The organism is Salinigranum marinum (assembly GCF_024228675.1).
GTDB lineage: Archaea > Halobacteriota > Halobacteria > Halobacteriales > Haloferacaceae > Salinigranum > Salinigranum marinum.
On record NZ_CP100461.1, the window covers coordinates 1,402,527 to 1,427,399 of the forward strand.

Genomic DNA, 24,873 nt, shown 5'->3' on the forward strand with positions numbered 1-24,873 from the left:
TTTGCTCCCACGGCTGCCGCGAGCGCAAGCGGTAAACGGTCAGTACACCCAACACGAGTATGGTCAACGTAGGCGACGCTGCCCCCGACTTCACGGCACCGCTTGCTACCGGCTCGGTCGAGTCGTTCACCCTCTCCGAACACCTCGACGAGGCACCGCTCGTGCTCGCGTTCTTCCCCGCCGCGTTCACGGGGACCTGCACGACGGAGCTGTCGACGTTCCAGGAGCAGCTGGCCGATTTCGAGGCGATCGGTGCGAACATCTACGGCATCAGCATCGACTCTCCCTTTACGCTCAACGAGTTCCGCGAGCAGAACGGCATCGAGTTCCCGCTCATCAGCGACACCAACCGTGAGCTCATCGAGCTGTACGACGCCTCGATGGACTTCGCCGACCTCGGCGTCTACGACGTCGCGAAACGCTCCGTGTTCGTCGTCGACGCCGACGGCGTGATCACGTACGTCTGGCAGTCGGACGACCCGGGCGTCGAACCCGACTACGAGGCCGTCGAGGCGGCCGCCGCGGCCGCCTCGGACTGAGTCGCGCCGTCGCGACCTGGTGCGGCCCACGCCGCACACGCATCCGTCGAGTTTTTTTCGTCCGGGATCGTTGCCGGTACGATGAGTGATGTCGACGCCGCTCGCGAGTACGCACCGGACGACGACCACGCCTTTCCGGACGAGCGGCTCAACGAGATCCTCCCATACCTCCTCGACGACCCCGAGGTCACGACGCTGCTGGAGGCGCAGAACGTCAACGCAGTCACCCGGAAAGGGTACAACGACCACGGACCGAAACACATCTCGATCGTCCGCAACCGGGCGCTCCAGCTGTACGACCTCCTGAAGCGCGGCGGCTGTGAGTTCAACGGGGCCGTCCAGCAGGGGCTCGGGGAGGCCGACGAAGCGGTCATCATCGCGTTTGCCGCGACGCTCCACGACATCGGCCACATCGTCCACCGCGACGAACACGCCTACTACTCCATCCCGCTCGCATCGGACATCCTCGACCGCCTCCTCCCCCAGTTTTACGACACGGCGAACGCCGTCCGCGTGAAGGCCGAGACGCTCCACGCCATCCTCTGTCATCACACCGAGGAGACGCCGCTGACGAAGGAAGCCGGCGTCATCCGCGTCGCGGACGCGCTCGACATGGAGCGTGGCCGGTCGCGCATCCCCTACGAGAAGGGCGGCCGCGGCATCAACACCCTCTCGTCGCAGGCCATCACGGACGTCCACCTCAGGGAGGGCGACGGCGTCCCCGTCCAGGTCGAGATCGAGATGGTCAACGCCGCCGGCGTCTACCAGGTCGACAACCTCCTGAAGGCCAAGCTCAGCGAGTCGATGCTCGAAGACGAGATCCGCATCGTCGCCGTCAACACCAAGTCCGACGACTCGACACTGGTCGAACGGATCGAACTGTAAAAAAGCACGTCGCCGGTCGCTGCGTCCGCGGGCGACGAGGCGGCTCAGTCGTCGGCCGGGGTGGCGATCGAGTCGAGCCCCTCGACCGAGAGCGCGCCGTGCAGCGTCCGGTTCGGGTACGGGATGTTGATCCCCTCGGCGTCGAACCGATCCTTGACGTTCGTGACGTACTCCCCGCGGGTCTTCACGAAGTCGGCGCGGCTCGGGTTGTCGATCCACACCCGGGACTGAAGCACGACAGAGGAGTCGCCCAGCTCCGTCAGGCGAACCGACGGGCCGGGGTCTTCCATGATCCCCTCGTGGCTCTCGGCTTCCTCCATGATGATCTCGGTCGCCTTCGGGATGTCGTCGTCGTAGCCGATGCCGAACGGCACCTTCAGCCGGAGTTTGTCCTTCGCGACCGGGTTCTTCACCACGCCGTCGGTGAGCGCGGAGTTCGGCACGGTCAGGAGTTCGTTGTCGAACGTGCGTACCCGGGAGACGCGGAACGAGATGTCCTCGACGATCCCCGACTGCCCGTCCCACTCGATCCAGTCGCCGATCTTGAACGGCTTGTCGGTGAAGATGAAGACGCCCGAGACGAAGTTCTTGATCACGTCCTGCATCGCGAAGCCGATGGCGAGCGTCGCCGCGGCGGCGATCGTCGCCAGGGACGTGAGGAAGTTGCCGTAGCCCGCGAAGCCGAACGCCACCGCGATGGCGATGAAGACGACGAGCACGCCGGCGATCTTCTTCAGCGGCTTGATCGCGTGCTCTTCGAGCCCCCGTGCGGTGAACACGCGGTCGAGCACCGGGAAGAGGATCGCCCGCCCGACGATGTAGACGACGACGAACGCCACGACGAACGAGACGACGCCGCCGATGGTGCCGGCGTACGGAACGCCGTTCTGCGCGAGGAACCGTCCGATGAAGCCGCCACTGGTCTGTAACGCCACTCCCGGACTCATCGGACCATCACCGCCGTGTGGCCGCGCGTCTCGAACAGTTCGGCGCCGACCCGTTCGGCGAGCTCAGCGGCGAGTCCCTCGGTGGTCGTCCCGCCCCGTGCCGACCGGAGGAACTTCACCTTCACCAGATCGCGCTCACGTAGCTGGTCCCCGAGTTCGTCGACCACCGCCTCGATACCGCTCTTGCCGACCCAGACGGTCACATCCAGGTCGTGTGCCCGATTTCGTAACTCCTGCGCACACATTTCGTCCCTTATTCGGACGCACCTCTTTTGTATTTTGGCTTTAATATCGTGTACTTTGCTTGGAAATTCATGCAGCCTCGCTCCCGGGCCGCTCCCGCGGACCGTCTCACTTGTAGGGGTATCGTGTGAGTTCGCCACAGTCGCAGGCGACGACGACCCGTCCCGACTGGAGACGGACCCGCGCGTTGACGCCCGGGCGGAGATACGCGTCACACCGGTCGCAGGTGAACCGGCGGAAGTGTCGAGGGAGCCGAAGGCGGTGGCGCTCTGCGATCCGTCGGGCCAGCCGGACGTACTCGCGGGCCCGGTCGTCCTCGCCGGCACGCGTCGCCTCGCGGGCGAGCGCCTCCAGCCGGTCGATGCGCTCCTCGGGAATACTCATACGCCCTGATGGATCATGGCCGGAAAAAGTCGTTCCGAAGCCGGAGCCGGCGCGACGGCTATCGAAGGAGGCCGGCGGCCGATCCGAACGGAAGCGACAGCGTGAAGCCACTCAGTCGAGAGGGGCCGTCCGTGCGGGTCCTCAACTACCTCGAACTCGAGTCCCGGCTCGACCGGAGCGGGATCGGGACGGCGGCCGATCAGCAGCGGGCCGCCCTCCGGACGACGGACGTCGACGTCCTCACGTGCCCGTGGAGAGGCGATTCGCCCGTCGCCGCCGCCGAGTACGCCCTCCGCGGGCGCGGCGCCGTTCGTGAGTACGACATCGCCCACTGCAACCTCATCGGCCCGGGGACGCTCGCCGTCGCCCGCCACGCCAGGCGGACGGGGACGCCGCTGGTGCTTCACGCACACGTCACCCGCGAGGACTTCGCCGAGTCCTTTCGCGGATCGACGTACGTCGCCCGTCCTCTCGGGCGGTATCTCCGCTGGTTCTACTCGCAGGCCGACCTCGTGCTCTGTCCGAGCGACTACACGAAGCGCCTGCTGGAGTCGTACCCGGTCGACGCGCCCGTTCGGTCGATGACGAACGGCGTCGACCTCGACTCGCTCGCCGGCTTCGACTCCCTGCGGGAGACGTACCGCGAACGGTTCCAGCTGGAGGGGATGGTCGTCTTCGCCGTGGGCAACGTCTTCGAGCGGAAGGGGTTGACGGCCTTTTGCGAACTCGCCCAGGAGACCGGCTACGAGTTCGCGTGGTTCGGCCCGTACGACACGGGGCCGCACGCCTCCGCGACCGTCCGCCGGTGGGTCGAGAACCCACCCGAGAACGTGACGTTCACCGGCTGGGTCGACGACAAACGCGGCGCGTTCGGAGCCGGCGACGTCTATCTCTTCCCGACGAAGAACGAGAACCAGGGGATCGCGGTGCTGGAGGCGATGGCCTGCGGGAAGCCCTGCGTGCTGCGGCGGATCCCGGTGTTCGAGGAGTTCTACACCGACGGCCACGACTGTCTCATGTGCGACTCTCGCGCGGAGTTCCGCGCGGCGCTCCAGCGACTGCACGACGACCCTGACCTCCGCCGTCGGCTCGGCGAGAACGCCCGCGGGACGGCCGCCGAGCACTCTCTCGATCGAGTCGGCGAACGGCTCGTCGAGACGTACGAGGACGTGCTGGACGGACGGGTCCGCGACTGAGAGCGGCTCAGGGGACTCACGCAGGGAGAGACGAGACGATCACAGGGTATCCTCGTGGGTCGGCTCAGCGAACGACGCCCGACGCCGTCACGGAGTCGGAAGCGCTTAACCCCCGTGTCGTGAACAGTTCTTTCCATGGACGGAGCGTCGGTCGTCGCCTTCACCGACACCTACCTGCCGACGGTCAACGGTGTCACCTACACGATCAAGACGTGGCGCGAGCGGTGGGAGCGCCGCGGCGGGCGGATGGACGTGGTCTACCCCGACGCGGCCGCCCACGAGCCGGCGACCGGTGAACACCCCGTCCGCTCGGTGGCGTTCCCGTTCTACGATGGCTTCCGCGTGAGCGTGCCGCGCGTCCCACGCGAGGTCAGACGCGCCGATCTCGACGTGGTCCACGCGCACACGCCGTTCGGCCTCGGGCTCTCGGCGCTCCGGCTCGCGTCCCGGCGTGACCGCCCGTTCGTCGCCTCGTACCACACCCCCACGGCGGAGTACGCCGACTACCTGACCTCGAACGCCCGGCTCGAATCCGGGCTCGAACGGCTCAGCACGCGCTACGAGCGGTGGTTCCTCTCCCACGCCGACGCCGTCATCGTCCCGAGCGCCGAGACCCGCGATCGCCTCGCCGACCTCGGCGTCGACAGCGAGGTCACCGTCGTCCAGAACGGTGTCGACATCGACCGGTTCGCTCCCGTCGACGGGACCGCGTTCCGCGAGCGCCACGACCTCTCCGGCACCCTCGTCGGCTACACCGGCCGGCACGGTTTCGAGAAACGGCTCCCCGACGTCGTCCGTGCGGTCGCGGGCATGGACGAGGAACTCACGGTCGTCTTCGGCGGCGACGGCCCCGCCAGGGAGTCCGTCGAACGAGCGGCCCGCAAGCACGGCATCGACGCCCGCTTTTTCGGCTTTCTCCCCAGGGAGGAACTCCCAGCGTTTTACAGCGCGCTCGACGTGTTCGCCTTTCCGAGCCCGGTCGAGACGCAGGGACTCGTCGCGCTCGAAGCCATCGCCTGCGGGACACCCGTCGTCGGCGTCCGCGAGGGCGCACTCCGGGATACGATCGACGACGGTGTCACCGGTTATCACTACGAACCGGGTGATATCGACGGCTTCCGCGACGGCATCCGGCGGGCGATCGCCACCCGCGAGACGCTCCGGGAGAACTGCCTGGCACGTCGCGAGCCGATCAGCGTTGAACGCGCCGTCGACGACCTCACGGCCGTCTACGATCGGGTCCGCCGCGCTCTCGCGCCGCGCGCCTGACCCGAGAATCGAACCGGTCGAACCGGTCGAACCCAGTTAGTCGTCTTCCAGCGCGTCGCCGATACGCTGGAGCTGTCGGGTGATGTCGCGGACCTCGTCGCGGAGCTGTCGGACCTCGCGGACGAGTTCCTCGTTGCCGGCGCTCTCCTCGCGGCCGCGTTCGGGACCGCCCATTCCGGGCGGACCGCCACCCATGCCGCCCGGCCCGCCGCCGCCCATCATGCCGGACATCATCTGTGCGAAGGGATTCCCGCCGCCCATGCCGCCCGGTCCGCCCTCGCCGCCCATCATCTCCTCGGGACCGGGACGCTCGCCATCCTCGCGCTCTTTCTCGCGGCGCTCGCGGATCTCCTCGACGCGCTCGCGGAACGACTTCTCCTCCCCCTCGGCGTCGCCGTCGCTCTCGGCCGTGCCCTCGTCGGCCGCTCCGGCGTCGGTCGGTTCCTGCGCGTCTTCGACCTCGTCTGTGGCGTCGTCGTCTGCCATGGTCCCCGGTTCGCCGTCACGACCGAAAGGGTTGTTGGTCTCCCGAGGGGCCCGCTCTCACAGCGTGCCCCCGCCGACGATCGTCGGCCCCGTCGGCCCCGTCGGCCCCGCTCGTCAGTCGATCCGCATCGCCAGCCCTCTGATCCGGTCGGCCTCGGCGGGGTTGTCGCGGTCGGCCTCCTGGTCGGCCAGCGCTCGGAGCGCCTCCAGGATCTTCTGTTTCTCCTGTGGCGTCACCTCGATGTCGATGGTGTACGGTCCGGCCATACGCCGTTGCCTACCCACCGGACGGGCAAAACTCCACAGGCCAGTCTGGGGGCCGAGGACCACCCGGCGGCGTCGGAGGCGAGATTCGGTCCGAATTTGGGTGAGAACTCGGAAAGCACTCTTTTGTCCCTCGGTTGTCCCCGGAGTCGGGGAGAGTGGAGCGAGACAATGACGCACCAGATCGGAGGATCGCATGGCGGCCTGTGACCACTGCGGGCAGCACGTCTCCGACCGGTTCGCCCGCGTCTTCGCGGACGAGCTGGGCCGGATACACGCCTGCACGAACTGTGCGCCGAACGAGGGGATCGCGGAGGTCGCCCGACGGCGCGCGCGAGGGGCGTAGCGTCCGCCCGAAACGGACCATTTAGGCCTCTCGCGTCCCGACCGATGGACAATGAGTGCGACTCCGAGCGAGGTCTCCCGGACGAAAGCGTGGGTGATGGCCGCCCGGCCACAGACGTTGCCGGCGGCCGCCGCACCCGTCGTCGTCGGGACCGGCCTCGCGATCCACGACGGCGTCTTCGCCGCCCTGCCCGCACTGTTCGCCCTCGTCGGCGCGGCGCTCATCCAGGTGGCGACCAACTTCGCGAACGACTACTACGACGCCGTCCAGGGGGCCGACACTGAGGCGAGGGAGGGATTCACGCGCGTGACCGCGTCGGGGCTCATCTCCGCACCCGAGGTCAAACGCGCGATGTACCTCACGTTCCTCGCGAGCGTCCTCGTCGGCACCTACCTCGTCTCCGTCGGCGGCGTCCCCATCCTCGTCGTCGGTCTCCTCAGCGTCGCCTCGGGCATCGCCTACACGGGCGGGCCCTATCCGCTCGGCTACCACGGCCTCGGCGACGTGTTCGTCTTCGTCTTCTTCGGCGTCGTCGCCGTCACCGGCACGTACTACGTCCAGGCCGCCGCGGTGCTGTCCGGCGCGTTCCCCCTCGGCGTTCCGCCCGGGACGATCACCACCGCGGCCCTCGTCGCGTCGCTCCCGATCGCGGCGGTGTCGACGAACATCCTCGTCGTCAACAACCTCCGGGACAGAGAGGAGGACGCCCGGACCGGCAAACGGACGCTCGTCGTCCGGTTCGGCTCCCGGTTCGGCCGCGCGGAGTACGTCGCGCTGTTCGCGCTCGCGTACGCCGTCCCCCCGTACCTGCTCTCGCTGCCCGGCTTCGAACTCCCCGTGTTGCTCCCGCTGCTGTCGCTCCCCCTCGCCGTCGCCGTCACGCGGACGGTTCTCACCGAGTCCTCGGGGGGCGCGCTGAACCCCGCGCTCGAACAGACCGGCAAGACGCTCGCGCTGTACGCCGTCCTCGCGGCGGTCGGGTTCGCGCTGTGACGGGCGTCGAAGACGAGGGCGCGTGGGACGGCCCGGACCGATGACCGTCGACGTTTCCCCGTTCGACCTCCCGCTCCGGACGTCACTGTCGACCGCCCGGGGGCCGATCGACCGCCGCCGCGGCTTCGTCCTCAGAGGCACTGTCGACGGCAGCGAGGGCGTCGGCGAGGCCACCCCCCTGCCCGGCTGGACCGAGTCCGTCGACGACTGTCGCCGCGCGCTCGAACTCGTCGACGACCCCGGGGCGGCGCTCGGAACCGGGATCCTCGACGACGCCCCCGCCGCCCGTCACGCCGTCTCGCTCGCGCTGTTCGACGCCCGCGCCCGCGCCGCCGGCGAGTCGCTCGCGCGGTTTCTCGGCGGGGCGAGCGCGACGGTCGCCGAGCGCGTGCCGGTCAACGCGACTGTCGGGAGCGCGAGTGTACAGGAGACGGCCGACGCCGTCCGCGATGCCGCCGCGGTGGGCCACGACTGTGTGAAGATGAAGGTCGGCGTCGACGCCGTCGATCGGGACATCGAACGGCTCGTCGCCGCCCGCGAGGCGGCACCGAGGGTCGACCTCCGGGCAGACGCCAACGGCGCGTGGACGCGGGGCGAAGCCGAGCGGTTCGCCGACGCGATCGCCGACCACGGGCTCTCGCTCGACTACCTCGAACAGCCGCTCTCTTCGGAGGCCCTCGCCGGACACGCTGCGTTGCGTGCGGAGACCGACCTCCGCATCGCCCTCGACGAGACGCTCGCTTCCGTCTCAGTCGACGCCGTGCTGTCGACGGGGGCCGCGGACGTTCTCGTTCTGAAGCCGATGGCGATGGGCGGGCCGGACCGAACGCTGGCCGTCGCCGAACGGGCTGCCGAGGCGGGTGTCGACAGCGTCGTGACGACGACGATCGACGCGGTGGTCGCACGGACGGCCGCGCTCCACATCGCCGCGACGCTCGGCGACCCGCCGGCCTGTGGGCTGGCGACGGCCGACCTGCTGGCGCGCGACCTCGCACCCGACCCCGCGCCGGTCGAGGCGGGTCGGATGACGGTCCCGGGCGGACCGGGAACCGCCGGCGACGCGTTTGCGACGCTCGACACCTGACTGACGAATCAGCCGTCGACGACGTCCACGACGCCTTTCATCCCGACAGCCTGGTGCGGCACGCAGAGGTACCGCACGACGCCCGGTTCGTCGAACGTCCGCTCGAACGTCGTCCCCGCCGTCGTCGCGAGTTCGGACTCGAACGCGCGGCGCTCCTCCGCGACGTTGTGTTGCCCGCCCTGCCCGGTCCACTCCCACACGACCGTCGTCCCCGTCGTCACGCGGACCGCGGGTGGGTCGAAGAACAGCCCGTTGCCCGCGCCGACGGCGACGGTGACGCTGTCGTCGCCCGTGCGGTCCGCGACCGAGCCGTCGTAGTTCGGCACGTCCGAGAGCCAGTCGTCGTACGCGGCGGTCGACGAGTCGCCCCCGCCAGCGTTGCCGTCGCCGTCGGATCCGTCGGTTCCGCCACCACTCTCGCCGCCGCCGGAACAGCCGGCGACGACCGCGATGCCGAGTGCCGCGCCCGTCCGGAGCACCCGACGCCGGGTCGCCGACTCCGTTCGCTCGTTCATACACGGATCTCGACACGCGGTCGTCTTATGCGAAGCGTTTCCGCCGCTCAGTCGAGCGCGGTCGCCCGCCGCTCCACGAGGAGGTGTCGGTGACACAGGTAGAGCCCGCTGACGGGCGGAAAAAAGAGCGCGACCGCCGTGTACGCCCATTTTACCGGGCCGACCTCGACGCCGTCGACGCCGAGCGCCCGGGTGTCCTGGAGGAGCGCCGCGGCCGCCAGTGGGGCGAACACCAGCGTGGCGAGGCTCCTGACCGTCACCCAGACGAACGTCCCCTCCGAGAGGAGCCGCCAGTCGACGACTGCGAGGGCGACCCACACGACCGCGCTCGCGGCGAGCACGGCGAGCCACGGGCCGGTCTCGTCGGCGTCCTCGGTGTCGTCGGGGTGGAGAACGGGGTCGGAGTCGAACACAATCGACGGTAGGTGTGAGCGTGTTTGAACCGTTCGGCCGTCGGTGTTCTTCGCTGTCGCCCACGGTGACGACGGCGGTGGGGGCCGTTACGACGACGTCGGTAGTCGGTCCCAGAGCGAGGGGAGGTCCTCGATCCGGGCCCAGCCCGCGGCCTCGGGAACGTCCTCGTCGACGACGGTGATCTCCTCGAAGTACTCCTCCAGAACTGCGCGCTCCATCGCCAGCGGCGGCGAGCAGTAGTCCTCCTCGACCCAGACCGCCTCGCCCGTCTCGGGGTCGAACTTCGCGTCGGTGAGCGAGCGAGTCATGGCCGCGCCGAACGGCTCCATCGCCTCGATCTCCCCGCCGTCGAGGCGGTCGCGCAGTTCCGTCAGCCGGGCCTCCTTCAGCCGTGCACGGACGAATCGGTAGGCCATTGTGAGGGCTTCGTCGGGGAGAAAAATAAGACATGAGGTGGGCCGAGGTCGGCCGTCCGAGCGCCCACACGGCACGTTCATCACTCCCGGGGACGACGCCCCGATATGACCACCTCCCCGACGGTCACCGTCTGGAACGAGTACCGACACGAGCGCGACTCGGACGCCGTCGCCGAGGTGTACCCCGACGGCATCCACGCGGCGATCGCCGCCGGACTGGCCGACCACGGCATCGAGGCGCGGACGGCGACGCTCGACGAACCCGACCACGGCCTCACGCCCGACGTCCTCGACGACACGGACGTCCTCACGTGGTGGGGCCACCGCGCCCACGACGAGGTGCGTGACGACGTGGTCGAGCGGGTCTGCGACCGCGTCCGCGATGGCATGGGGCTGGTCGTCCTGCACTCGGGGCACTACGCCAAACCCTTCCGACGGCTCATGGGTACCTCCTGCGCGCTGAAGTGGCGCGAGGCCGGCGAGCGCGAACGGTTGTGGACCGTCGAGCCAGGCCACCCGATCGCCGCCGGCGTCGACGAGTCGATCGTCGTCCCGCGCGCGGAGATGTACGGCGAGCGATTCGACGTCCCCGCGCCCGACGAACTCGTCTTTCTCTCGTGGTTCGAGGGCGGCGAGGTCTTTCGAAGTGGCTGCTGCTACACGAGGGGCAAGGGACGGATCTTCTACTTCCGGCCGGGCCACGAGACGTATCCCATCTACTACCAGGAGGAGATCAGGCGCGTGCTCGCCAACGCCGTCGACTGGGCCGCGCCGACGGGAGGACCGACGCCGCGGTTCGAGCCGTCGGAGCCCGTCGAGGGGCTCGGCGGCGAGCACGACTGACGCCACGGCCGCTCACAACGGGGTTTCGGGCGGCTCCCCGGCGAGCGTCGCGAACACCATCTCCGTGAACAGGTCGGCGTCGACCGACTCGACGACGGTCGCGTTCGCCGGCTCGTCGAGGACGCCATTCACGTCGACGAGGCTGTACCCCCGCGTGAGCCCCTCGCGCTCGTCGACGTCGACGTGGTATCTCCCCTGAGAGTCGACGATCTCGGGTGCGAGCAGACACGCCGCCGCGAGCGAGTCGGGGAGCGTCACGCCGTCGGTCCCGTTCTCCTCCCGGGAGAACGCCCGGTGGTGTGCGGTGATCGTCTCGAAGAAGTCGGCGTACGGGGTGTCGACGCCGTCGAGGCGAGCGAAGTCGTCGGCGTCGAAGGAGCCGTCTCTGAGGGTCAGGCCCCAGTCGACGAGCGTCACGTCGAACTCGCCGAGGACGCGCTTTGCGGCGTCGGGGTCGACCCAGAAGTTGTACTCCGCCGCGGGGGTGTCGTTGCCGAGACAGCCGACCGCTCCGCCCATGACGACTACCTCGTCGAGCAGGTCGGGGAGGGCGGGTTCGCGGGCGACCGCGAGCGCGACGTTCGTCAGCGGACCGATACACAGAAGCGAGAGCTCGCCCGGCGCGGCGCGAGCGCGGTCGACGATGGCGTCGACGGCGTGGTCGTCGGCAGACGGGATGCCCGTCTCGGGGAAGAGATCGCCGCCGAGGCCGCCCTCGCCGTGGACGTGGTCGGCGTGTTCCCACTCTTTCAGTAGCGGCGACCGCGCTCCCTCGTACACCGGAACGTCGCGCCGGTCGAGCAGGTCCAGCGTGTACTTCGCGTTCTCGACCTCGTACTCGAACTCCACGTTGCCGGCGACGACGGTGACGGCCTCGACCGTCAGCCGCTCGGACAGGAGCGACGTCACGAGCGCCTGCGTGTCGTCGCCCGCGGTGTCCGTGTCGACGATGACTCGTCTCTGATCGTCCATCGGTGGACTCTCTCCCGTGGAGTCTCAAAGCCTCTGCGTCACACGGTGACGTCGTTGTTCGTCGTTCGTGTACGACCCGCGAGCCCCCCGAACGACTATGTGATCTCGGCGACGACCCGGGTGCATGAGCGATGACGACCCGCTCGCCGGTCGGGGATCGATCGAACCGACTCCGGGAACGACGGCGACGATGGCGTGCGGCACCTGTGGGGCGACGTTCCCCCGGCGCGAGGCGGCGACCCCCGAGAAGGGGACGCTCGCGTGCCCGGCGTGTGGCTCCACCTCGGTCACGGACACCGTCGAACGCTGACGTGCGGTGCGGGCGGACTGGGGGGACGGACGCGTATCCCAACAGCCATCTACCAGGGAGCCACCAGACGAGTGTATGTACGACGTGGTGAGTCTCGGGAGCGTCAACGTCGACCACGTAGGCTACCTCAGTGACGACGCGATCGCGGCGCTCGAGCGGCGGTACGACTGGCTGCCGAAGCCCGGTGAGACGGTCGCCGTCTCGTCCGTCCCGGCGGCGCTCCGGGACCGACTGACCGAGGTCTCGCTCGGGGGAAAAGGCGCGAACCAGGCGGTCGCCGCGGCTCGGGCGGGTGCCGACACGGCGTTTCTGGGCGCGGTCGGCGACGACGACGAGGAGTACGGCGTCCGTCCCGGGATCCGGGCTCACGGCGTCGACGTCACGGCCGTCGAGCGCGTCGACGGGCCGACGGGGTCGGCGTACATCGTCGTCGACGAGACCGCCGAGAACCGCATCGCGATCCTCGCGGGCGCGAACGCCGCCGTCGACCACGACTACGTCCGCGGCCGGATCGACACCGTCCGCGACGCCGGCTGTCTCCTCTTGCAGAACGAGATCCCGACCGACGGCGTCCGCTGGCTGCTCGACCGACTCGACGACGAACCCGACCCGCCGACGGTGGTCCTCAACCCCGCCCCGGCGGCGGGCGCGGGGGAACTCGTGGGACACGACGGCGTCGACGTCGTCGTCGTCAACGCGAGCGAGTACGTCCGGCTGGAGGAGCCGTTGTCGACGTTCGCGGGGACGCTCGTCGTCACCCGCGGCTCGGATCTCGTGAGCGTTGGTGGGCCGGAGTCGTTCGAGGTCGCCCCGCCGGCGGCCGACGCCGTAGACACGACGGGCGCGGGCGACGTGTTCACGGGCTATCTCGCCGCGACGCTCGCGCCCGGGAGCGACCTCCGCACGGCGGTCGAGCGCGCGGTGACCGCCGCGGCGCTCTCGACGGAGGTCGCGGGCGTCCACTCGGCGATCCCCGACGCGACGACGGTCGACGCGCGTCGGTGAGCGCGGCGGGACGGGGGAGTCCACCGACGGCGTCGTGGACGCCGGCGACGGCTGGGCGAGGCGGTGCGTCTAAGCCCGTCGGCTCCCAGGCACCGATATGGCAGAAGCCACCAGGGGACAGAAACGGCTGATGATCGGCCTGTTCGTCTTCGCGATCCTCATGACGGTTCTGGGGATTGCGGTGATCTGGGTCCTCTCCGGCGTGTAGCTACGCGTCGTCGGGCGTGAACGTCCGACCCTCCTCGGCGTCGGCCCGCATCCGGCGGAGGGCGGCGGCGGCGTTGCTCGCGTCGTAGCCGAACAGGACGTCGCTCCCGTACGCCGCGGCGACCTCGGTCGCGTGGACGAGGTCGTCGACGTCGACGTTCACCGCGTACAGCTCGATCGAGACGTCGACGTCGGGGTCGGCGAGCCGTGTCTCGAACCCTTTGGCGATCGTCTCCAGCCAGTACGTCGTCCCGTAGTGGGTGTCGTACAGCGGGACGACGAACTCGTCGACGTGCTCCGAGAGGGCGTCGATGTCGAGCCCCGCGCGTTCGTACAGGTGACCGGGGTACGGATCGGGGTACAGCGTGAGATACGTGCGCCCCGGGACCCGGGAGGCGGCGTCGGCCACGAAGTCGGTGATGACCGACGCGCGCCAGTCGAACCAGTCGTCGTGTGAGTTCCGATCGAAGAGCCGCTCACAGCGCTCGCAGTGACAGAACTCCGCGCGCGGGAAGCCGACGTCGTCGAGGCGGACGTCGTCGTTCTCGGCGGCGCAGTCGTCGACGATTTCGAGCAGGCCCTCGCGGTAGCGCTCGTTCGTCGGGCAGACGTACGCCCAGTCGAAGTAGGTCCGGTCGCGGGTCGCCAGCCGGCCCTCGTCGTCGACGGGGACGAGGTCGGGATTCTCGTCGGCCGCAGCGTTGTCGCCGAAACACGAGATCATGTTCACCGCGTTCGGCAACGGCGCGGCCGCTCGTCCCGTGACGTCTTTGACCTCGTAAAACCCGAGGTCGAAGTCGCTCCACTCGACTTCCTCCGCGTTCCGCGTGACGACACCGTACATACGTCCGGAACGGCCCGGCGCGGGGTAACGGTTTGTGTTCGAGTCCGGCCGTTCGGGGCGGTGCTCGGCGGGAGGGAGGCCGTTACTCGGTCGGGACCTCGACGGTGTCTCCACCCGAGGAGACCATGACGTAGACGATTGCGACGAGCGCGACGACGAGGACCAGTTTGGCTTTCCCGGACATGGACGGTAGTTATCCGAGGACGTACAAATCGGTTTCGCCCGTTCGAGGGCGAAACGGGATCAGGAGGCGTCGATGTGGTCGGCGAACGACTCGCGGACGAACGTCCCGCAGTACTCACACCGGAGCTCCTCCCCCAGGACGGCGAACTTCGAGTCGACGGGCTCGTTCGCGTTCGTGATGCAGTTGTGGTTCGGACACGAGAGCACGCCGACGACGCGGTCCGGTCGTTCGACGCGGTTCTTCTCGACCACCTCGTAGCCGCGGACGATGTTGATCGTCGCCTCGGGCGCGATGAGCGAGAGGACGTCGACCTCCGAGGGGCTCAGCTCTCGATCTTCGACCTTCAGGATGTCCTTGCGGCCGAGCCTGCCGGAGGGCACGTTCATCCCGACCGAGACGGACTCGCCGGCGGAGCCGTCGATGCCGAGGATGGCGAGGACGTTCAGCGCCTGCCCCGCGGCGACGTGGTCGATGACGGTGCCGTTGCGGATCTTCGAGACGCGGAGTTCGTGGTCGCTCATGGTGAATCGAGAAGGGTGTCGAGCAGCGCCATGCGCACCGGGACGCCGTTGTGCGACTGTTCGAAGTAGTTCGCGTACGCCGTCTCGTCGACGGCCGGGTCGATCTCGTCGACCCGCGGGAGCGGGTGCATCACCGTCAGCGACTCCTTCGCCTCGGCCAGCGTCGATAGGTCGATCTGGTACTCGCCGGCGACCGCGCGGTACTCGCGCTCGTCGGGGAAGCGCTCGCGCTGGATCCGCGTGACGTACAGCACGTCGAGTTCGGGGAGGATCCCCGCCAACTCCTCGTGTTCGCTGACCTCCGCGCCCGCCTCGCGGAGGTCGTACCGGACGCTCTGGGGGAGTCGCAGGGAGGCCGGCGAGACGAAGTGCTGGCGCACGTCGAAGTTGGTGAGCGCCATCGACAGCGAGTGGACCGTCCGGCCGTACTTCAGGTCGCCCATGACCCCGACGGTGATGTCGTCGAGCCCCGCGTTCTCGCGGATCGTGTAGAGGTCGAGGAGGGTCTGGGAGGGGTGCTGTCCGGCCCCGTCGCCGGCGTTGACGAGCGGGACGTCGACGAACTCCGAGGCCATCTGCGCCGATCCCTCCGAGGGGTGGCGGAGGACGAGCGCGTCGGCGTACCCCTCGATAACCCGCACGGTGTCGGCGAGCGACTCACCCTTCTTCACCGAGGAGGACTCGACCGAACCCATGTCGATCGTCTCCCCGCCGAGGCGCTTCATCGCCGTGTCGAAGCTCATCTTCGTCCGCGTGCTCGGCTCGAAGAAACAGAGCGCGAGCACCGTCCCGGCGTGACGCTCGCGGACCGCCGCCGGATCGGCGTCGATCTCGGCGGCGCGGTCCAACACCGCCTCGACGTCGGCTCGCGACAGTTGCGCGGCGGAGATGAGGTGGTCGTGACGCATCAGTGTACCCCGGACGGGGCAACGTCTTGAATCTCTCGGGAGCGCGTCCGTAGACGATGCACAGCGACGTGTGCAGATTACGACGCCGCGGACGAACGCGACGCGTGACGGGTCAGGGCCAACTGCCCGCCCCGCCGAACGCGTCCGCGACGCGCTGGACCGCGACGACGTACGCCGCGGTCCGGAAGTTCGGCAGATCCCGCGTCTCGTAGGCGTCGACCAACCGGTCGAACGCGCCGACGATGACCCGCTCGAGTTCGTCGTTGACGCGCTCTTCGGTCCAGGCGAACCGCTGGCGGTTCTGGACCCACTCGAAGTACGAGACGGTGACGCCGCCGGCGTTGGCGAGGATGTCCGGGACGACCGTCACGTCCGTCTCGGTGAGGACGTCGTCGGCGTCGGGCGTGACGGGACCGTTCGCTGCCTCGACGACGACGTCGGCCTCGACCCGTTCGGCGAGGTCGGCGTCGATCGCGTTCTCCAGCGCCGCCGGCACCAGGAGATCGACGTCCATCGTGAGGAGGTCCTCGTTCGAGAACTCCTCGGTGGCGTCGGCGTAGCCTGTTACCGCCCCCGTCTCGCGCTTGTGCCCCTTGACCGCGCGGGTGTCCAGCCCCGCGGAGTCGAACACCGCGCCCGAGGAGTCGGAGACGGCGACGACGGTCGCGCCGGCGTCCTCGATGAGTTTGGCGGCCACCGACCCCGCGTTCCCGTACCCCTGGATCGCGACCGTCGCCCCCTCCATCTCCTTGTCGAGGTAGTCGAACGCCTCGCGGGCGGCGAGCATCACCGACCGGCCGGTGGCCTCGACGCGACCCGCGCTCCCGCCGTTGTCGATCGACTTCCCCGTGATGACGCCCGGGGCCGTCGTGTTCTCCAGTTTCTCGTACGTGTCCTTGATCCAGTTCATCTCCTGCTGGCCGGTGTTGACGTCCGGTGCGGGGATGTCCTTGTCCGGCCCGATGAGCGGTCGAAGCTCCGTCGCGAACGCCCGGGTGACGCGTTCTAACTCCGCCTCCGAGTACTTCCGGGGGTCGATCACGATCCCGCCCTTGCCGCCCCCGTACGGGATGTCGACGACGGCGCACTTGTACACCATCCACCCGGATAGCGCCTTCACCTCGTCGCGGCTCACGTTCGGGTGGTAGCGGATGCCGCCCTTGTACGGCCCCCGGTCACCGTTGAACTGCGAGCGGAACCCGCGGAACGATTCGAGAGAGCCGTCGTCCATCTCGACCGAGAGCGTCACCTCGAGGACGCGCTCGGGGGATTTCAGCCGAGTCACCACGTCGCCCGGCACGTCGAGGAAGGCGGCCGCATCGTCGATCTGTTCCTGGAGACTCTCGAACGGGTTCGCCTCGTCAGGCATGGTCGAATCACCAGCGGGAGCGAGAATAAGTGTGCCGGAGTATGTATCATGGGGGTGACCTAGTATCTCTACTAGGACTCCGTGTCCGCCGCCCGAGCGCGTTCGAGAACCCGCTCGGCCTGGGCGACGAGCGGGGCGTCGATCATCTCGCCGTCGACGCTGAAGACGCCGCGACCGGCCGCCTCGGCGTCGTCCCTGGCCGCGAGGACGCGCCGGGCCCACGCGACGCGGTCGGTGTCGGGCGTGAACGACTCGTTGATGATCCCGACCTGCCGGGGGTGGATGGCGAGTTTCCCGTCGTAGCCCAGTCGGACCGTCGTGGCCGTGTCGTCGCGGAGCGCCTCGTCGTCCTCGTAGTCGGTGACGAGGGTGTCGATAGCGTCGACGCCGGCGGCCCGGGCGGCGACGAGCACGCGCTGACGGGCGTACAGCACCTCGGTTCCCTCCTCGGTGCGGGTCGCACCGATCGAGGCGGCGAAGTCCTCCGCCCCGAAGACCAGCGCGTCGACCGCGTCGGCGCTGGCGACGGTCGCGGCGTTCAACACGCCGGTCGCCGTCTCGACGAGCGCGAACAACGGGAGCGATCGGTCGTGGCTCTCGAGCACGTCCACCACGTCGACCACGTCGTCGAGTGACGCGACTTTCGGGACGACGAGGGCGTCGAGGCGCGCGTCGGGAGACAGCGCGTCGAGGTCGGCCGCGACGTCGCCGACCCGGACGGCGACCTCGCAGTCGGGGTCGAACGCCGGGTCGGCGAGCACGTCGCGGACCGCCCTCCGCGCCTCGGCTTTTCGCGGCGGGGCGACGGCGTCTTCGAGGTCGAAGACGATGGTGTCGGCACCGCTCCGGGGTGCCTTGCGCATCAGTTCCGGGCGGTCGCCGGGCGAGAAGAGGACGCTTCGGCGTGGCATGTCGGAGCGAAGGGCCGACACGTGCAAGAAGGTTGGTTTCGTCGGCAGTGGCACCCAGGCTTTTGTCCCCCTCGGCCGACCACGCGCCATGGCCGGCCGCTACTACGAGGAGTTCACGGAGGGCGAGCGAATCGAACATCAGAACCGCCGAACGATCTCGGAGGCGGACAACCAGCGCTTCTGCGACATGACGATGAACCAGCAGCCGCTGCATCTCGACCGGGAGTTCGCCGCGGACACCGAGTTCGGCGAGCGCCTGGTCAACGGCCTCTACACCATGAGCCTCGCGGTCGGGCTGACGATCCCCGAAACCACGGACGGAACGATCGTCGCGAACCTCTCGTACGACGATGTCTCTCATCCTGCGCCCGTGTTCCACGGCGACACGATCCGAGCCGTGTCGACCGTCACCGAAAAGAGGGAGACGTCCGATGGCGAGCGAGGCGTCGTGACGATGCACGTCGAGGTGTTCGATCAGGACGACGCGCTGGTCTGTTCGTTCGACCGAACGGTGTTGTCGCTGAAACGCCCCGAAGTGACGGAGAGCTGACGCCGGACCGTCTCAGACCTGGAGGATGAGCGTCGCGTTGATCGCCGAGGCGACGAGCCACGGGAGCGCGACACCGATCGGGACGACGGTTCGGTACTGCCGAGGGAGCGCTGTCCAGGCGACGAGCGCCATCGTCATCACGCTGCCTTTCAACAGGACCATCGCTTCGATCACGCCGAGCATCGAGAAGAACGACCGCGCGATCGGGTTCCCCTCCTGGAGACCGAGGCCGAGGCCGTAGTACGTCAGGACGACGTCGAGGACGAGAGCGACGACGGCGATCCCCCAGAGCCACGCGTCCGTCGAACGGGAGCCGACCCCGACGAGGGTCGGCGAGTCGGTAGCGTCGGCCGAGGAGAACTGGATGCGCGACATTAGGAGTGGCTGCTCTACTCAACAGGGGTATGGTACATCAGTATCCGCAACCTACCGGTTCGAACCGAGCCCGTAACGAGCCCTTACGCGATCGCTAAATCACGTAAGCAGTCGTTATGCCCCCCACAACGGGTGCATGAGACGCCTCAGAGCACGGTGCCGTGTTTCTTCTCCGGCAAGGACTTCTCGACGTCCTCGTAGAAGGCGAAGCGGGCGGCGAGTTCCGCCCGGAGATCCGACGGCGGGACCACTTCGTCGACGACCACTTCGCTCGCCATGCGGTGGACGGCGATGTCGCGCCGGTACTCCTCGCGGAGTTCGCGTTCGCGGGCCGCGCGCTCGTCGTCGTCCTCGATGTCGTCGAGCTTGTTCCGGTAGACGGCGTTGATCGCCGCCTCGGGACCCATGATCCCGATCTCTCCCGACGGAAGCCCGATGACGCTCTCGGGGTCGTACGCCGGGCCGCCCATCGCGTAGATCCCCGCCCCGTACGCCTTGCGGACGACCACCGTCTGTTTCGGCACCGTGGCGGAGGAGGTGGCGTAGATGAACTTCTTCCCCTGTTCGAGGATACCCTCCTTCTCGACCGCCGACCCGGCCATGAACCCTGGCGTGTCACACAGGTAGAGGAGGGGGATCTCGTAGGCGTCGCAGGTCCAGATGAACTCCGCCGCCTTCGACGCCGAGTCAGGGAAGATCGCCCCCGACCGCTGCGTGGGCTGGTTGGCGACGACGCCGACGGGCCGACCGTCGATCCGGGCGAACGCGGTGACGATCTCCGAGCCGTACTCCGGGCGGAGTTCGAGGAGCGACTCCGCGTCGACGACCCGGTCGAGCAGGTCGTGCACGTCGTACGGCTTCGTGGGCGACCCGGGGATGAGTTCGTCGATCCCCTCGGGGGAGTACGTCGGGGGTGTCGGGTCCGACTGAGGTGGGCGCTCCCCGGCGTGGTCGGGCAGATACGTGATCAGCTGTGCGACGAGTTCCCGGGCGTGCTCCTCGTCGCGCGCGACGAGGTCCGCACTCCCGGAGTGACGGGCGTGAACCGCCGGGCCGCCCAGGTCGTCCATCGAGATCTCCTCGCCCGTGACCATCTCGACCATTCTGGGAGACGCGATCGCCATCGCCGACATCCCCTCGACCATGACCGTGAAGTCCGCGAACATTGGGGTGTACGCCGCCCCGGCGATACACGGGCCGTAGAGCACACAGATCTGCGGGACCCTCCCCGACAGCATCGAGTGGTTGTAGTAGTACTTGCCGATCCCCTCCCGATTGGCGAAGAAGCCGGTCTGTTCGTCGATCCGGCCCCCCGACGAGTCCATCAGGTACAGCACGGGCCGCCCGCTCTTGAGTGCGCGCTGTTGCATCCGGAGGAACTTCTCCACCCCGCGGCGGGCCATCGACCCGGCCTTCACCGTGAAGTCGTTGGCCATGAAGTGGACGTCCCGGCCCTCGAACTCCGCCGCGCCGGTGAGCAGACCGTCGGCCGGGAGTCGACTGTCCGGGTCGGCCTCCGCGACCTCGGGCGAGTTCGGGTGCCACGCGTCGAAGTTGGCGAACCGACCGTCCTCGAACGTCGGCTCGCCGAACCAGCGTTCGAGACGGTCGCGGACGAACAGCTTTCCCTGATCGGCCAGCCGGTCGCGGTACTTCTGGGGGCCGCCCTCGTAGATGTCGGCGAGTTCCTCCCGGAGGCGTTCTTCGCGCTCCGTGGGACCGAGGTCGTCCTCGAGTGGATACGCTCGCTCGGGAGGGTCGGCGCTGGCGACGACGTCGCCGTCAGCGACGACCTCCACGGCGTCGCCGAGATGTTCGGCGAGGGCGGTGGCGATGGCGTGGGCCTCCTCCGTCGTGGCCCCCTCCCCGATGCGGACCTTCATGCTACGACCTGTGCCGGGTGGCGGGAAAAGTGGTGGTGGTGGTCGCGATCGGGCGCGTGGCGGCGTCGCCCGGGCGCTCACCTGGTCGAAGCGGTCTCGATCTCCCGCGAGAGGCGTGCGGCGGCCGACTCGACGTCGTCCGTGTTCTCGACGAGCGCGATAGGCGCGCCGACCGACGTCGCGTAGGCGAACGCCGCTGTCCGGCTCATCGACTGCTGGAACTCGATGCCGAGCCGGTCGTCCACGCGGTACGACCGATAGTCGCTGCCGGTCCGCCGATCCCGGATGACGTCGGGATCGGCCTCAACGAGGACGAACGCGTTGGGGTCGACCTCGGTCAGCACTTCGGGCGGGAGCCCCGGGACGAACCCCGCCGCGGTGGTGACGACGAGGTGCGTGTTGAGAACGACGTGCGTCTCGGGCTCGGAGGCGATGGCGGCGACGTACTCACCCATCAGGCGCTGGAGGCGGCGGAGTTCGCGGGGTCGCAGGTCGGCAAGGTCGTCGCGGCCGGAGACGTCGAACCCGCTGCCGAGCGCCTCCTCCAGCAACACGTCGCCCGTGTTCAACAGTTCGTACTGCTCGTCGAGCGACGCGACCGCGGCCTCTGTCACGCGCGAACTACCCACCCCGGGGACGCCCGAGACGACGGTCACGCTCATCAGAAGTGCACCTCCTCGGTCTCGATCCCGCCCTGTGCCCCGCGGTCGTCGTAGTGTTTGCGACCGATGTACTGGTCGCCGACGTTCGCGAACACCGTGTCGAACAGTTCGTCCGGACTCCCGAACGAGGGCTCGTCGGTCCGCCGGAGCACCTCCTCGATGGTCTCGGGATCCCCGTACGGCGCGTCGAGTTCGGTCTTCCCGACTGCGTCGAGGACGCGCTCGCGGTCGGCCGGGAACGACAACGTGCGTGCGAACAGGTTTCGCGTCTCTGCGAGGCGCATACTGTCACTCGGGAACCAGCATTATTAAACGTGTGGAACGCCGTCAAATACTGTTTTGTTCGCGTGTGCCGAGATGTCGGTCATGCGAACGCTCCTGACGGGTGCCCACGGGACGGTCGGCACCGCCCTCACCGGCCACCTCGGCGACGTCGACCTCACCCTCTTCGACCGGCGGCAGGTCGACCAGACCACGGAGTGGCACGGCGACGGCCCACATCCGCACGCCGATCGGGCGGCGATCGCCGGGGACGTCGCCGACGCCGAGGCGGTTCGAGCGGCCGTCGAGGGTCACGACGCCGTCGTCCACCTCGCCGGCTATCCGCGGACCGACGGCACCTGGGAGGAGGTATTGAAGAACAACGTCGTCGGCACCCGAACCGTCCTCGACGCGGCGGTCGCCGCGGGCGTCGAACGGGTCGTCTTCGCCTCGTCGAACCACGTCGTCGGGATGTACGAACGCGAGCACGCACCCGGGATCTACCACGGGACCGACCTCGAAGTGGACCACACGGTCCCCTACCGCCCCGACTCGCCGTACGGCTCGTCGAAAGCCGCCTGTGAGGTGTTCGGCCGGGAGTACGCCGAGAACCGCGGGCTCCGGTTTTACGCCGTCCGTATCGGGAGCGTCCGGCCCCCGGCGTACGATCATCCGTACGGGGACGCCGAACGCGGCGTCGACGAGGGGCGGTGGAGCCGCGGGAGCGACGCCTACCGCGAACAGGCGGCCCGGATGAAGGCGACCTGGCTGTCTCGGCGCGACTGTGCGGCCCTGTTCGACTGCTGTCTCCGGGATTCGAGCGTGGGGTACGACGTCTTCTACGGCGTCAGCGACAACGAGCGACGGTGGTTCGATCTCGACCACGCCCGCGATGTCGTCGGCTACGACCCACGGGACGACGGCGAGCGGTGGGACGGGCCACCGGCCGCGCGCGGGTCGACCGAGTAGCCGAGCGGCGCCGAGCGCCTACTCGCTCGACTCGTCCAGCGTCGACTCGAGTTTCTCGATGAGACCGGGGTTCCCCAGGTGGACCGGCACGCGGGCGTGGATGTCGTCGGTCTTCACCACGTCGAGGATCGACTGCGAGCCGTCGGAGGAGGCTCCCCCGGCGGTCTCGATGATGTACGCGCAGGGGTACCCCTCGTACTGGAGCCTGAGCTTCCCCTCGGGTGCGTTCGTGAACGCGGGGTACGAGAAGATGCCGCCGTACGTCATCACCTGGTTGACGTCGCCGATCATCGCCCCGCCGTACCGGAGCTTCATCGAGGAATCCTGTTCGACCTCGCGGGCGAACTCGGTGAAGTCGTCGAACCACTCGGGGACCCGCCCGCCGAAGCCGTAGACGGACGGGTTCTCGGGGAGCCGGACGTCCTCGGTGACGAGGTTGCGGACGCCGTTGTCGACGAGGTACTCGTCGACCTGGCCGTCGACCGCACACATCATCGTTGCTACCGGCCCGAAGAGGACGTACGCCGCGCCGACGAGGTCGTCGCCGGTCGCCGGCAGGGGTGCGTCGTAGATGCCGACGATCGTCCCCATCGTGTTGTTCGGCTTGAGGTTCGAGGAGCCGTCGAGCGGATCCACGGTGACCGAAAAGCCCTCGCCGACGTCGTCGACATCCTCGCGCTCCTCGCTCGCGTACTCGCCGACGCTGTCGAGTCCGCCCAGCCGGGCCTGGAGGAGGTCGTCCGCGAACACGTCCGCGGCCATCTGTTTCTCGCCGCTCGGGTTCTCCGACCCGCTCTTCAGCCGCCGACTCGGGAGGCCGGCACGGATCTCCGGGGACGCCTCGGCGACCGTCTCGAAGATTTCCTCGACGCCCGCACGGGTCTTGCCGTCCATCTCAGACCACCCGCCCCGAGCGGCACACGCGTCGTCGACTCTCGATACCCCTGGCCGTCGGGTGTGCGTCCCGACCCGCCGTTCGGACGCCCTCTGAGTACATCCCCTGTCACTGGGGCAACAGCACATATAGTTCTGTGGGGAACGCCAACGGGGAGCGGGGTCGCTCGGGCGCGTCGCCCTCGCGGTCGGGCGACCACGGGGGCCGCGAGTGGTCACCGGCGGTGACCGTCAGTTTCCCCCGACGCCAGCCTTACGTCACCCCCGACAGGAGTGAGACGTATGCGTACTCTCGAAGACATCGACACGGTCGGCGTCGTCGGCGCGGGAACGATGGGCAACGGCATCGCACAGGTCGCCGCCGTCGCCGGCTACGACGTCGTCATGCGCGACATCGAGACGGGGTTCGTCGAGAACGGGCTCGACAGCATCGACGACTCGCTCTCGCGGCTCGTTCGCAAGGAGAAGCTCTCCGAGAGCGAAGCCGACGCGGCCCGCGACCGCATCACGGGTACCACGGCGTTCGACGACCTCGCCGCGACCGACTTCGTCGTCGAGGCGGCCGTCGAGAACATGGACGTCAAGCAGGATATCTTCGCAGACCTCGACGACCTCCTCACCGAGGACGTCGCGCTGGCGACGAACACCTCGACGCTCTCGATCACCTCCATCGCGGCGGCAACAGAGCGCCCCGAACACGTCGTCGGTCTGCACTTCATGAACCCCGTCCCGGTGATGAAAGGCGTCGAGGTCGTCCGGGGCGAGTTGACCGACGACGCGGTCGTCGACCTCGCACACCGCTTCGCGGAGAGCCTGGAGAAAGAGACGTGGGAGTCCGACGACAAGCCCGGCTTCGTCACCAACCGGATCCTGATGCCGTGGCTCAACGAGGGCATCCGCGCGTACGACGAGGGCGTCGCCTCGAAGGAGGACATAGACAGGGGAATGACGCTCGGGACGAACGTCCCGATGGGGCCGTTGACCCTCGCCGACCACATCGGGCTCGACATCTGTCTGCACGCCTCCGAGACGCTGTACGAGGAGCTGGGCGACCGCTACAAGCCGGCGTACCTGCTGAAGCGGAAAGTCGAGGCGGGCGAGCTGGGCAAGAAGACGGGCAGCGGCTTCTACGACTACGAATGACATCCTCCTCGCGGTAAACGGCGGGACTCTCTCCTTGAGTCAGGCAGTGTCGAGCGTTCGCGTACGGCGACGCGACAGCGA

32 protein-coding genes are annotated in these 24,873 nt (G+C 68.7%); 13 read left to right on the plus strand and 19 right to left on the minus strand.

Translation table 11 applies throughout. The annotated features are described in order from the left end of the window. Positions 1-59 precede the first annotated feature (59 nt). Positions 60-539 carry a redoxin domain-containing protein gene (locus NKJ07_RS06855; RefSeq protein WP_318569841.1) on the plus strand — a complete coding sequence of 160 codons (480 nt, stop codon included), beginning with the start codon at positions 60-62 and terminating at the stop codon, positions 537-539. 81 nt (positions 540-620) lie between these two features. Beyond that, positions 621-1,424, plus strand: a complete 804-nt coding sequence (locus NKJ07_RS06860) for an HD domain-containing protein (RefSeq protein ID WP_318569842.1) — start codon at positions 621-623, stop codon at positions 1,422-1,424. A gap of 44 nt (positions 1,425-1,468) precedes the next feature. Here the strand turns inward: NKJ07_RS06860 and NKJ07_RS06865 are convergent, their stop codons facing one another. The 3 genes from NKJ07_RS06865 to NKJ07_RS06875 all read right to left on the minus strand — a co-directional run bounded on the left by NKJ07_RS06865 (position 1,469) and on the right by NKJ07_RS06875 (position 2,998). Then, positions 1,469-2,371 (minus strand): mechanosensitive ion channel family protein, encoded by a 903-nt coding sequence (locus NKJ07_RS06865; protein WP_318569843.1) that lies wholly within the window; start codon positions 2,369-2,371, stop codon positions 1,469-1,471. Then, complete coding sequence (locus NKJ07_RS06870; protein WP_318569844.1) at positions 2,368-2,616, minus strand: YhbY family RNA-binding protein; 249 nt, start codon at positions 2,614-2,616, stop codon at positions 2,368-2,370. The genes NKJ07_RS06865 and NKJ07_RS06870 overlap by 4 nt, the downstream gene beginning before the upstream one ends. Positions 2,617-2,722: 106 nt before the next feature. Beyond that, a complete protein-coding gene (locus tag NKJ07_RS06875) occupies positions 2,723-2,998 on the minus strand; it encodes a ribonuclease P protein component 4 (RefSeq protein ID WP_318569845.1) in 276 nt (91 codons plus the stop codon). 131 nt (positions 2,999-3,129) lie between these two features. Between NKJ07_RS06875 and NKJ07_RS06880 the strand changes: the two genes are divergently transcribed. Together NKJ07_RS06880 and NKJ07_RS06885 are read left to right on the plus strand one after the other, a co-directional pair. Next, positions 3,130-4,194 (plus strand): glycosyltransferase family 4 protein, encoded by a 1,065-nt coding sequence (locus NKJ07_RS06880; RefSeq protein ID WP_318569846.1) that lies wholly within the window; start codon positions 3,130-3,132, stop codon positions 4,192-4,194. Between the two features lie 135 nt (positions 4,195-4,329). After that, positions 4,330-5,463 carry a glycosyltransferase gene (locus NKJ07_RS06885; protein ID WP_318569847.1) on the plus strand — a complete coding sequence of 378 codons (1,134 nt, stop codon included), beginning with the start codon at positions 4,330-4,332 and terminating at the stop codon, positions 5,461-5,463. A 36-nt stretch (positions 5,464-5,499) separates the two neighbouring features. On the opposite strand, the gene NKJ07_RS06890 is transcribed toward NKJ07_RS06885, so the two are convergent. Together NKJ07_RS06890 and NKJ07_RS06895 are read right to left on the minus strand one after the other, a co-directional pair. Next, entirely contained in the window at positions 5,500-5,949 is a 450-nt protein-coding gene (locus tag NKJ07_RS06890; RefSeq protein ID WP_318569848.1) for a hypothetical protein, read from the minus strand. Between the two features lie 114 nt (positions 5,950-6,063). After that, positions 6,064-6,216 carry a hypothetical protein gene (locus NKJ07_RS06895; RefSeq protein ID WP_318569849.1) on the minus strand — a complete coding sequence of 51 codons (153 nt, stop codon included), beginning with the start codon at positions 6,214-6,216 and terminating at the stop codon, positions 6,064-6,066. A gap of 193 nt (positions 6,217-6,409) precedes the next feature. On the opposite strand from NKJ07_RS06895, the gene NKJ07_RS06900 reads away from it, so the two are divergent. The 3 genes from NKJ07_RS06900 to menC are packed head-to-tail and all read left to right on the plus strand — an operon-like array spanning position 6,410 to position 8,636. Then, on the plus strand, positions 6,410-6,559 hold the full coding sequence (locus NKJ07_RS06900; protein ID WP_318569850.1) for a DUF7563 family protein: 150 nt from the start codon (positions 6,410-6,412) through the stop codon (positions 6,557-6,559). A 51-nt stretch (positions 6,560-6,610) separates the two neighbouring features. Continuing rightward, positions 6,611-7,552 carry a 1,4-dihydroxy-2-naphthoate polyprenyltransferase gene (locus tag NKJ07_RS06905; protein WP_318569851.1) on the plus strand — a complete coding sequence of 314 codons (942 nt, stop codon included), beginning with the start codon at positions 6,611-6,613 and terminating at the stop codon, positions 7,550-7,552. A gap of 40 nt (positions 7,553-7,592) precedes the next feature. Next, entirely contained in the window at positions 7,593-8,636 is a 1,044-nt protein-coding gene (gene menC, locus NKJ07_RS06910) for an o-succinylbenzoate synthase (RefSeq protein ID WP_318569852.1), read from the plus strand. A gap of 8 nt (positions 8,637-8,644) precedes the next feature. Here menC and NKJ07_RS06915 read toward each other — a convergent pair whose 3' ends face one another. The 3 genes from NKJ07_RS06915 to NKJ07_RS06925 all read right to left on the minus strand — a co-directional run bounded on the left by NKJ07_RS06915 (position 8,645) and on the right by NKJ07_RS06925 (position 9,981). Continuing rightward, positions 8,645-9,151: a halocyanin domain-containing protein gene (locus tag NKJ07_RS06915; RefSeq protein WP_318569853.1), complete on the minus strand. Its 507-nt coding sequence runs from the start codon at positions 9,149-9,151 to the stop codon at positions 8,645-8,647. A 47-nt stretch (positions 9,152-9,198) separates the two neighbouring features. Then, the gene (locus NKJ07_RS06920; RefSeq protein ID WP_318569854.1) at positions 9,199-9,564 is read right to left on the minus strand and encodes a hypothetical protein; all 366 of its coding nucleotides are present in this window, start codon (positions 9,562-9,564) and stop codon (positions 9,199-9,201) included. A gap of 87 nt (positions 9,565-9,651) precedes the next feature. Beyond that, positions 9,652-9,981 (minus strand): hypothetical protein, encoded by a 330-nt coding sequence (locus NKJ07_RS06925; protein WP_318569855.1) that lies wholly within the window; start codon positions 9,979-9,981, stop codon positions 9,652-9,654. 105 nt (positions 9,982-10,086) lie between these two features. Between NKJ07_RS06925 and NKJ07_RS06930 the strand changes: the two genes are divergently transcribed. Beyond that, positions 10,087-10,824, plus strand: coding sequence for a ThuA domain-containing protein (locus tag NKJ07_RS06930; RefSeq protein ID WP_318569856.1), 738 nt, complete (start codon positions 10,087-10,089; stop codon positions 10,822-10,824). A gap of 12 nt (positions 10,825-10,836) precedes the next feature. Here NKJ07_RS06930 and NKJ07_RS06935 read toward each other — a convergent pair whose 3' ends face one another. After that, positions 10,837-11,796, minus strand: coding sequence for a nucleoside hydrolase (locus NKJ07_RS06935; protein WP_318569857.1), 960 nt, complete (start codon positions 11,794-11,796; stop codon positions 10,837-10,839). A gap of 124 nt (positions 11,797-11,920) precedes the next feature. Here NKJ07_RS06935 and NKJ07_RS06940 point away from each other — a divergent pair, with 124 nt between their 5' ends. Next, positions 11,921-12,106 (plus strand): hypothetical protein, encoded by a 186-nt coding sequence (locus NKJ07_RS06940; RefSeq protein WP_318569858.1) that lies wholly within the window; start codon positions 11,921-11,923, stop codon positions 12,104-12,106. Positions 12,107-12,181: 75 nt separating this feature from the next. Beyond that, positions 12,182-13,111: a PfkB family carbohydrate kinase gene (locus NKJ07_RS06945; RefSeq protein WP_318569859.1), complete on the plus strand. Its 930-nt coding sequence runs from the start codon at positions 12,182-12,184 to the stop codon at positions 13,109-13,111. 208 nt (positions 13,112-13,319) lie between these two features. Here the strand turns inward: NKJ07_RS06945 and NKJ07_RS06950 are convergent, their stop codons facing one another. From NKJ07_RS06950 to NKJ07_RS06970, 5 genes are all read right to left on the minus strand, one after another. Next, positions 13,320-14,162, minus strand: coding sequence for an alpha-amylase family protein (locus NKJ07_RS06950; protein WP_318569860.1), 843 nt, complete (start codon positions 14,160-14,162; stop codon positions 13,320-13,322). Between the two features lie 243 nt (positions 14,163-14,405). Continuing rightward, on the minus strand, positions 14,406-14,867 hold the full coding sequence (gene pyrI / locus NKJ07_RS06955; RefSeq protein ID WP_318569861.1) for an aspartate carbamoyltransferase regulatory subunit: 462 nt from the start codon (positions 14,865-14,867) through the stop codon (positions 14,406-14,408). Next, positions 14,864-15,775, minus strand: coding sequence for an aspartate carbamoyltransferase (gene pyrB, locus NKJ07_RS06960; RefSeq protein ID WP_318569862.1), 912 nt, complete (start codon positions 15,773-15,775; stop codon positions 14,864-14,866). Before pyrB ends, pyrI begins: the two co-directional genes overlap by 4 nt. 112 nt (positions 15,776-15,887) lie before the next feature. Beyond that, positions 15,888-17,144 (minus strand): Glu/Leu/Phe/Val family dehydrogenase, encoded by a 1,257-nt coding sequence (locus tag NKJ07_RS06965; RefSeq protein WP_318569863.1) that lies wholly within the window; start codon positions 17,142-17,144, stop codon positions 15,888-15,890. A 71-nt stretch (positions 17,145-17,215) separates the two neighbouring features. Then, positions 17,216-18,055: an HpcH/HpaI aldolase/citrate lyase family protein gene (locus NKJ07_RS06970; RefSeq protein WP_318569864.1), complete on the minus strand. Its 840-nt coding sequence runs from the start codon at positions 18,053-18,055 to the stop codon at positions 17,216-17,218. A gap of 88 nt (positions 18,056-18,143) precedes the next feature. Between NKJ07_RS06970 and NKJ07_RS06975 the strand changes: the two genes are divergently transcribed. Then, entirely contained in the window at positions 18,144-18,605 is a 462-nt protein-coding gene (locus NKJ07_RS06975) for a MaoC family dehydratase (protein ID WP_318569865.1), read from the plus strand. Between the two features lie 12 nt (positions 18,606-18,617). Here the strand turns inward: NKJ07_RS06975 and NKJ07_RS06980 are convergent, their stop codons facing one another. The 4 genes from NKJ07_RS06980 to NKJ07_RS06995 all read right to left on the minus strand — a co-directional run bounded on the left by NKJ07_RS06980 (position 18,618) and on the right by NKJ07_RS06995 (position 21,809). Continuing rightward, positions 18,618-18,980, minus strand: coding sequence for a DUF5658 family protein (locus NKJ07_RS06980; protein WP_318569866.1), 363 nt, complete (start codon positions 18,978-18,980; stop codon positions 18,618-18,620). Between the two features lie 146 nt (positions 18,981-19,126). Beyond that, positions 19,127-20,863, minus strand: a complete 1,737-nt coding sequence (locus NKJ07_RS06985) for an acyl-CoA carboxylase subunit beta (RefSeq protein WP_318569867.1) — start codon at positions 20,861-20,863, stop codon at positions 19,127-19,129. A 77-nt stretch (positions 20,864-20,940) separates the two neighbouring features. After that, positions 20,941-21,525 (minus strand): adenylate kinase, encoded by a 585-nt coding sequence (locus tag NKJ07_RS06990; RefSeq protein WP_318569868.1) that lies wholly within the window; start codon positions 21,523-21,525, stop codon positions 20,941-20,943. Continuing rightward, the gene (locus NKJ07_RS06995; RefSeq protein ID WP_318569869.1) at positions 21,525-21,809 is read right to left on the minus strand and encodes a DUF5789 family protein; all 285 of its coding nucleotides are present in this window, start codon (positions 21,807-21,809) and stop codon (positions 21,525-21,527) included. The genes NKJ07_RS06990 and NKJ07_RS06995 overlap by 1 nt, the downstream gene beginning before the upstream one ends. 82 nt (positions 21,810-21,891) lie before the next feature. On the opposite strand from NKJ07_RS06995, the gene NKJ07_RS07000 reads away from it, so the two are divergent. Next, positions 21,892-22,755 (plus strand): NAD-dependent epimerase/dehydratase family protein, encoded by an 864-nt coding sequence (locus NKJ07_RS07000; protein ID WP_318569870.1) that lies wholly within the window; start codon positions 21,892-21,894, stop codon positions 22,753-22,755. Between the two features lie 18 nt (positions 22,756-22,773). On the opposite strand, the gene NKJ07_RS07005 is transcribed toward NKJ07_RS07000, so the two are convergent. Continuing rightward, a complete protein-coding gene (locus NKJ07_RS07005) occupies positions 22,774-23,649 on the minus strand; it encodes a class 1 fructose-bisphosphatase (protein ID WP_318569871.1) in 876 nt (291 codons plus the stop codon). 282 nt (positions 23,650-23,931) lie between these two features. On the opposite strand from NKJ07_RS07005, the gene NKJ07_RS07010 reads away from it, so the two are divergent. Next, entirely contained in the window at positions 23,932-24,792 is an 861-nt protein-coding gene (locus NKJ07_RS07010) for a 3-hydroxyacyl-CoA dehydrogenase family protein (protein ID WP_318569872.1), read from the plus strand. Positions 24,793-24,873: the final 81 nt, after the last annotated feature.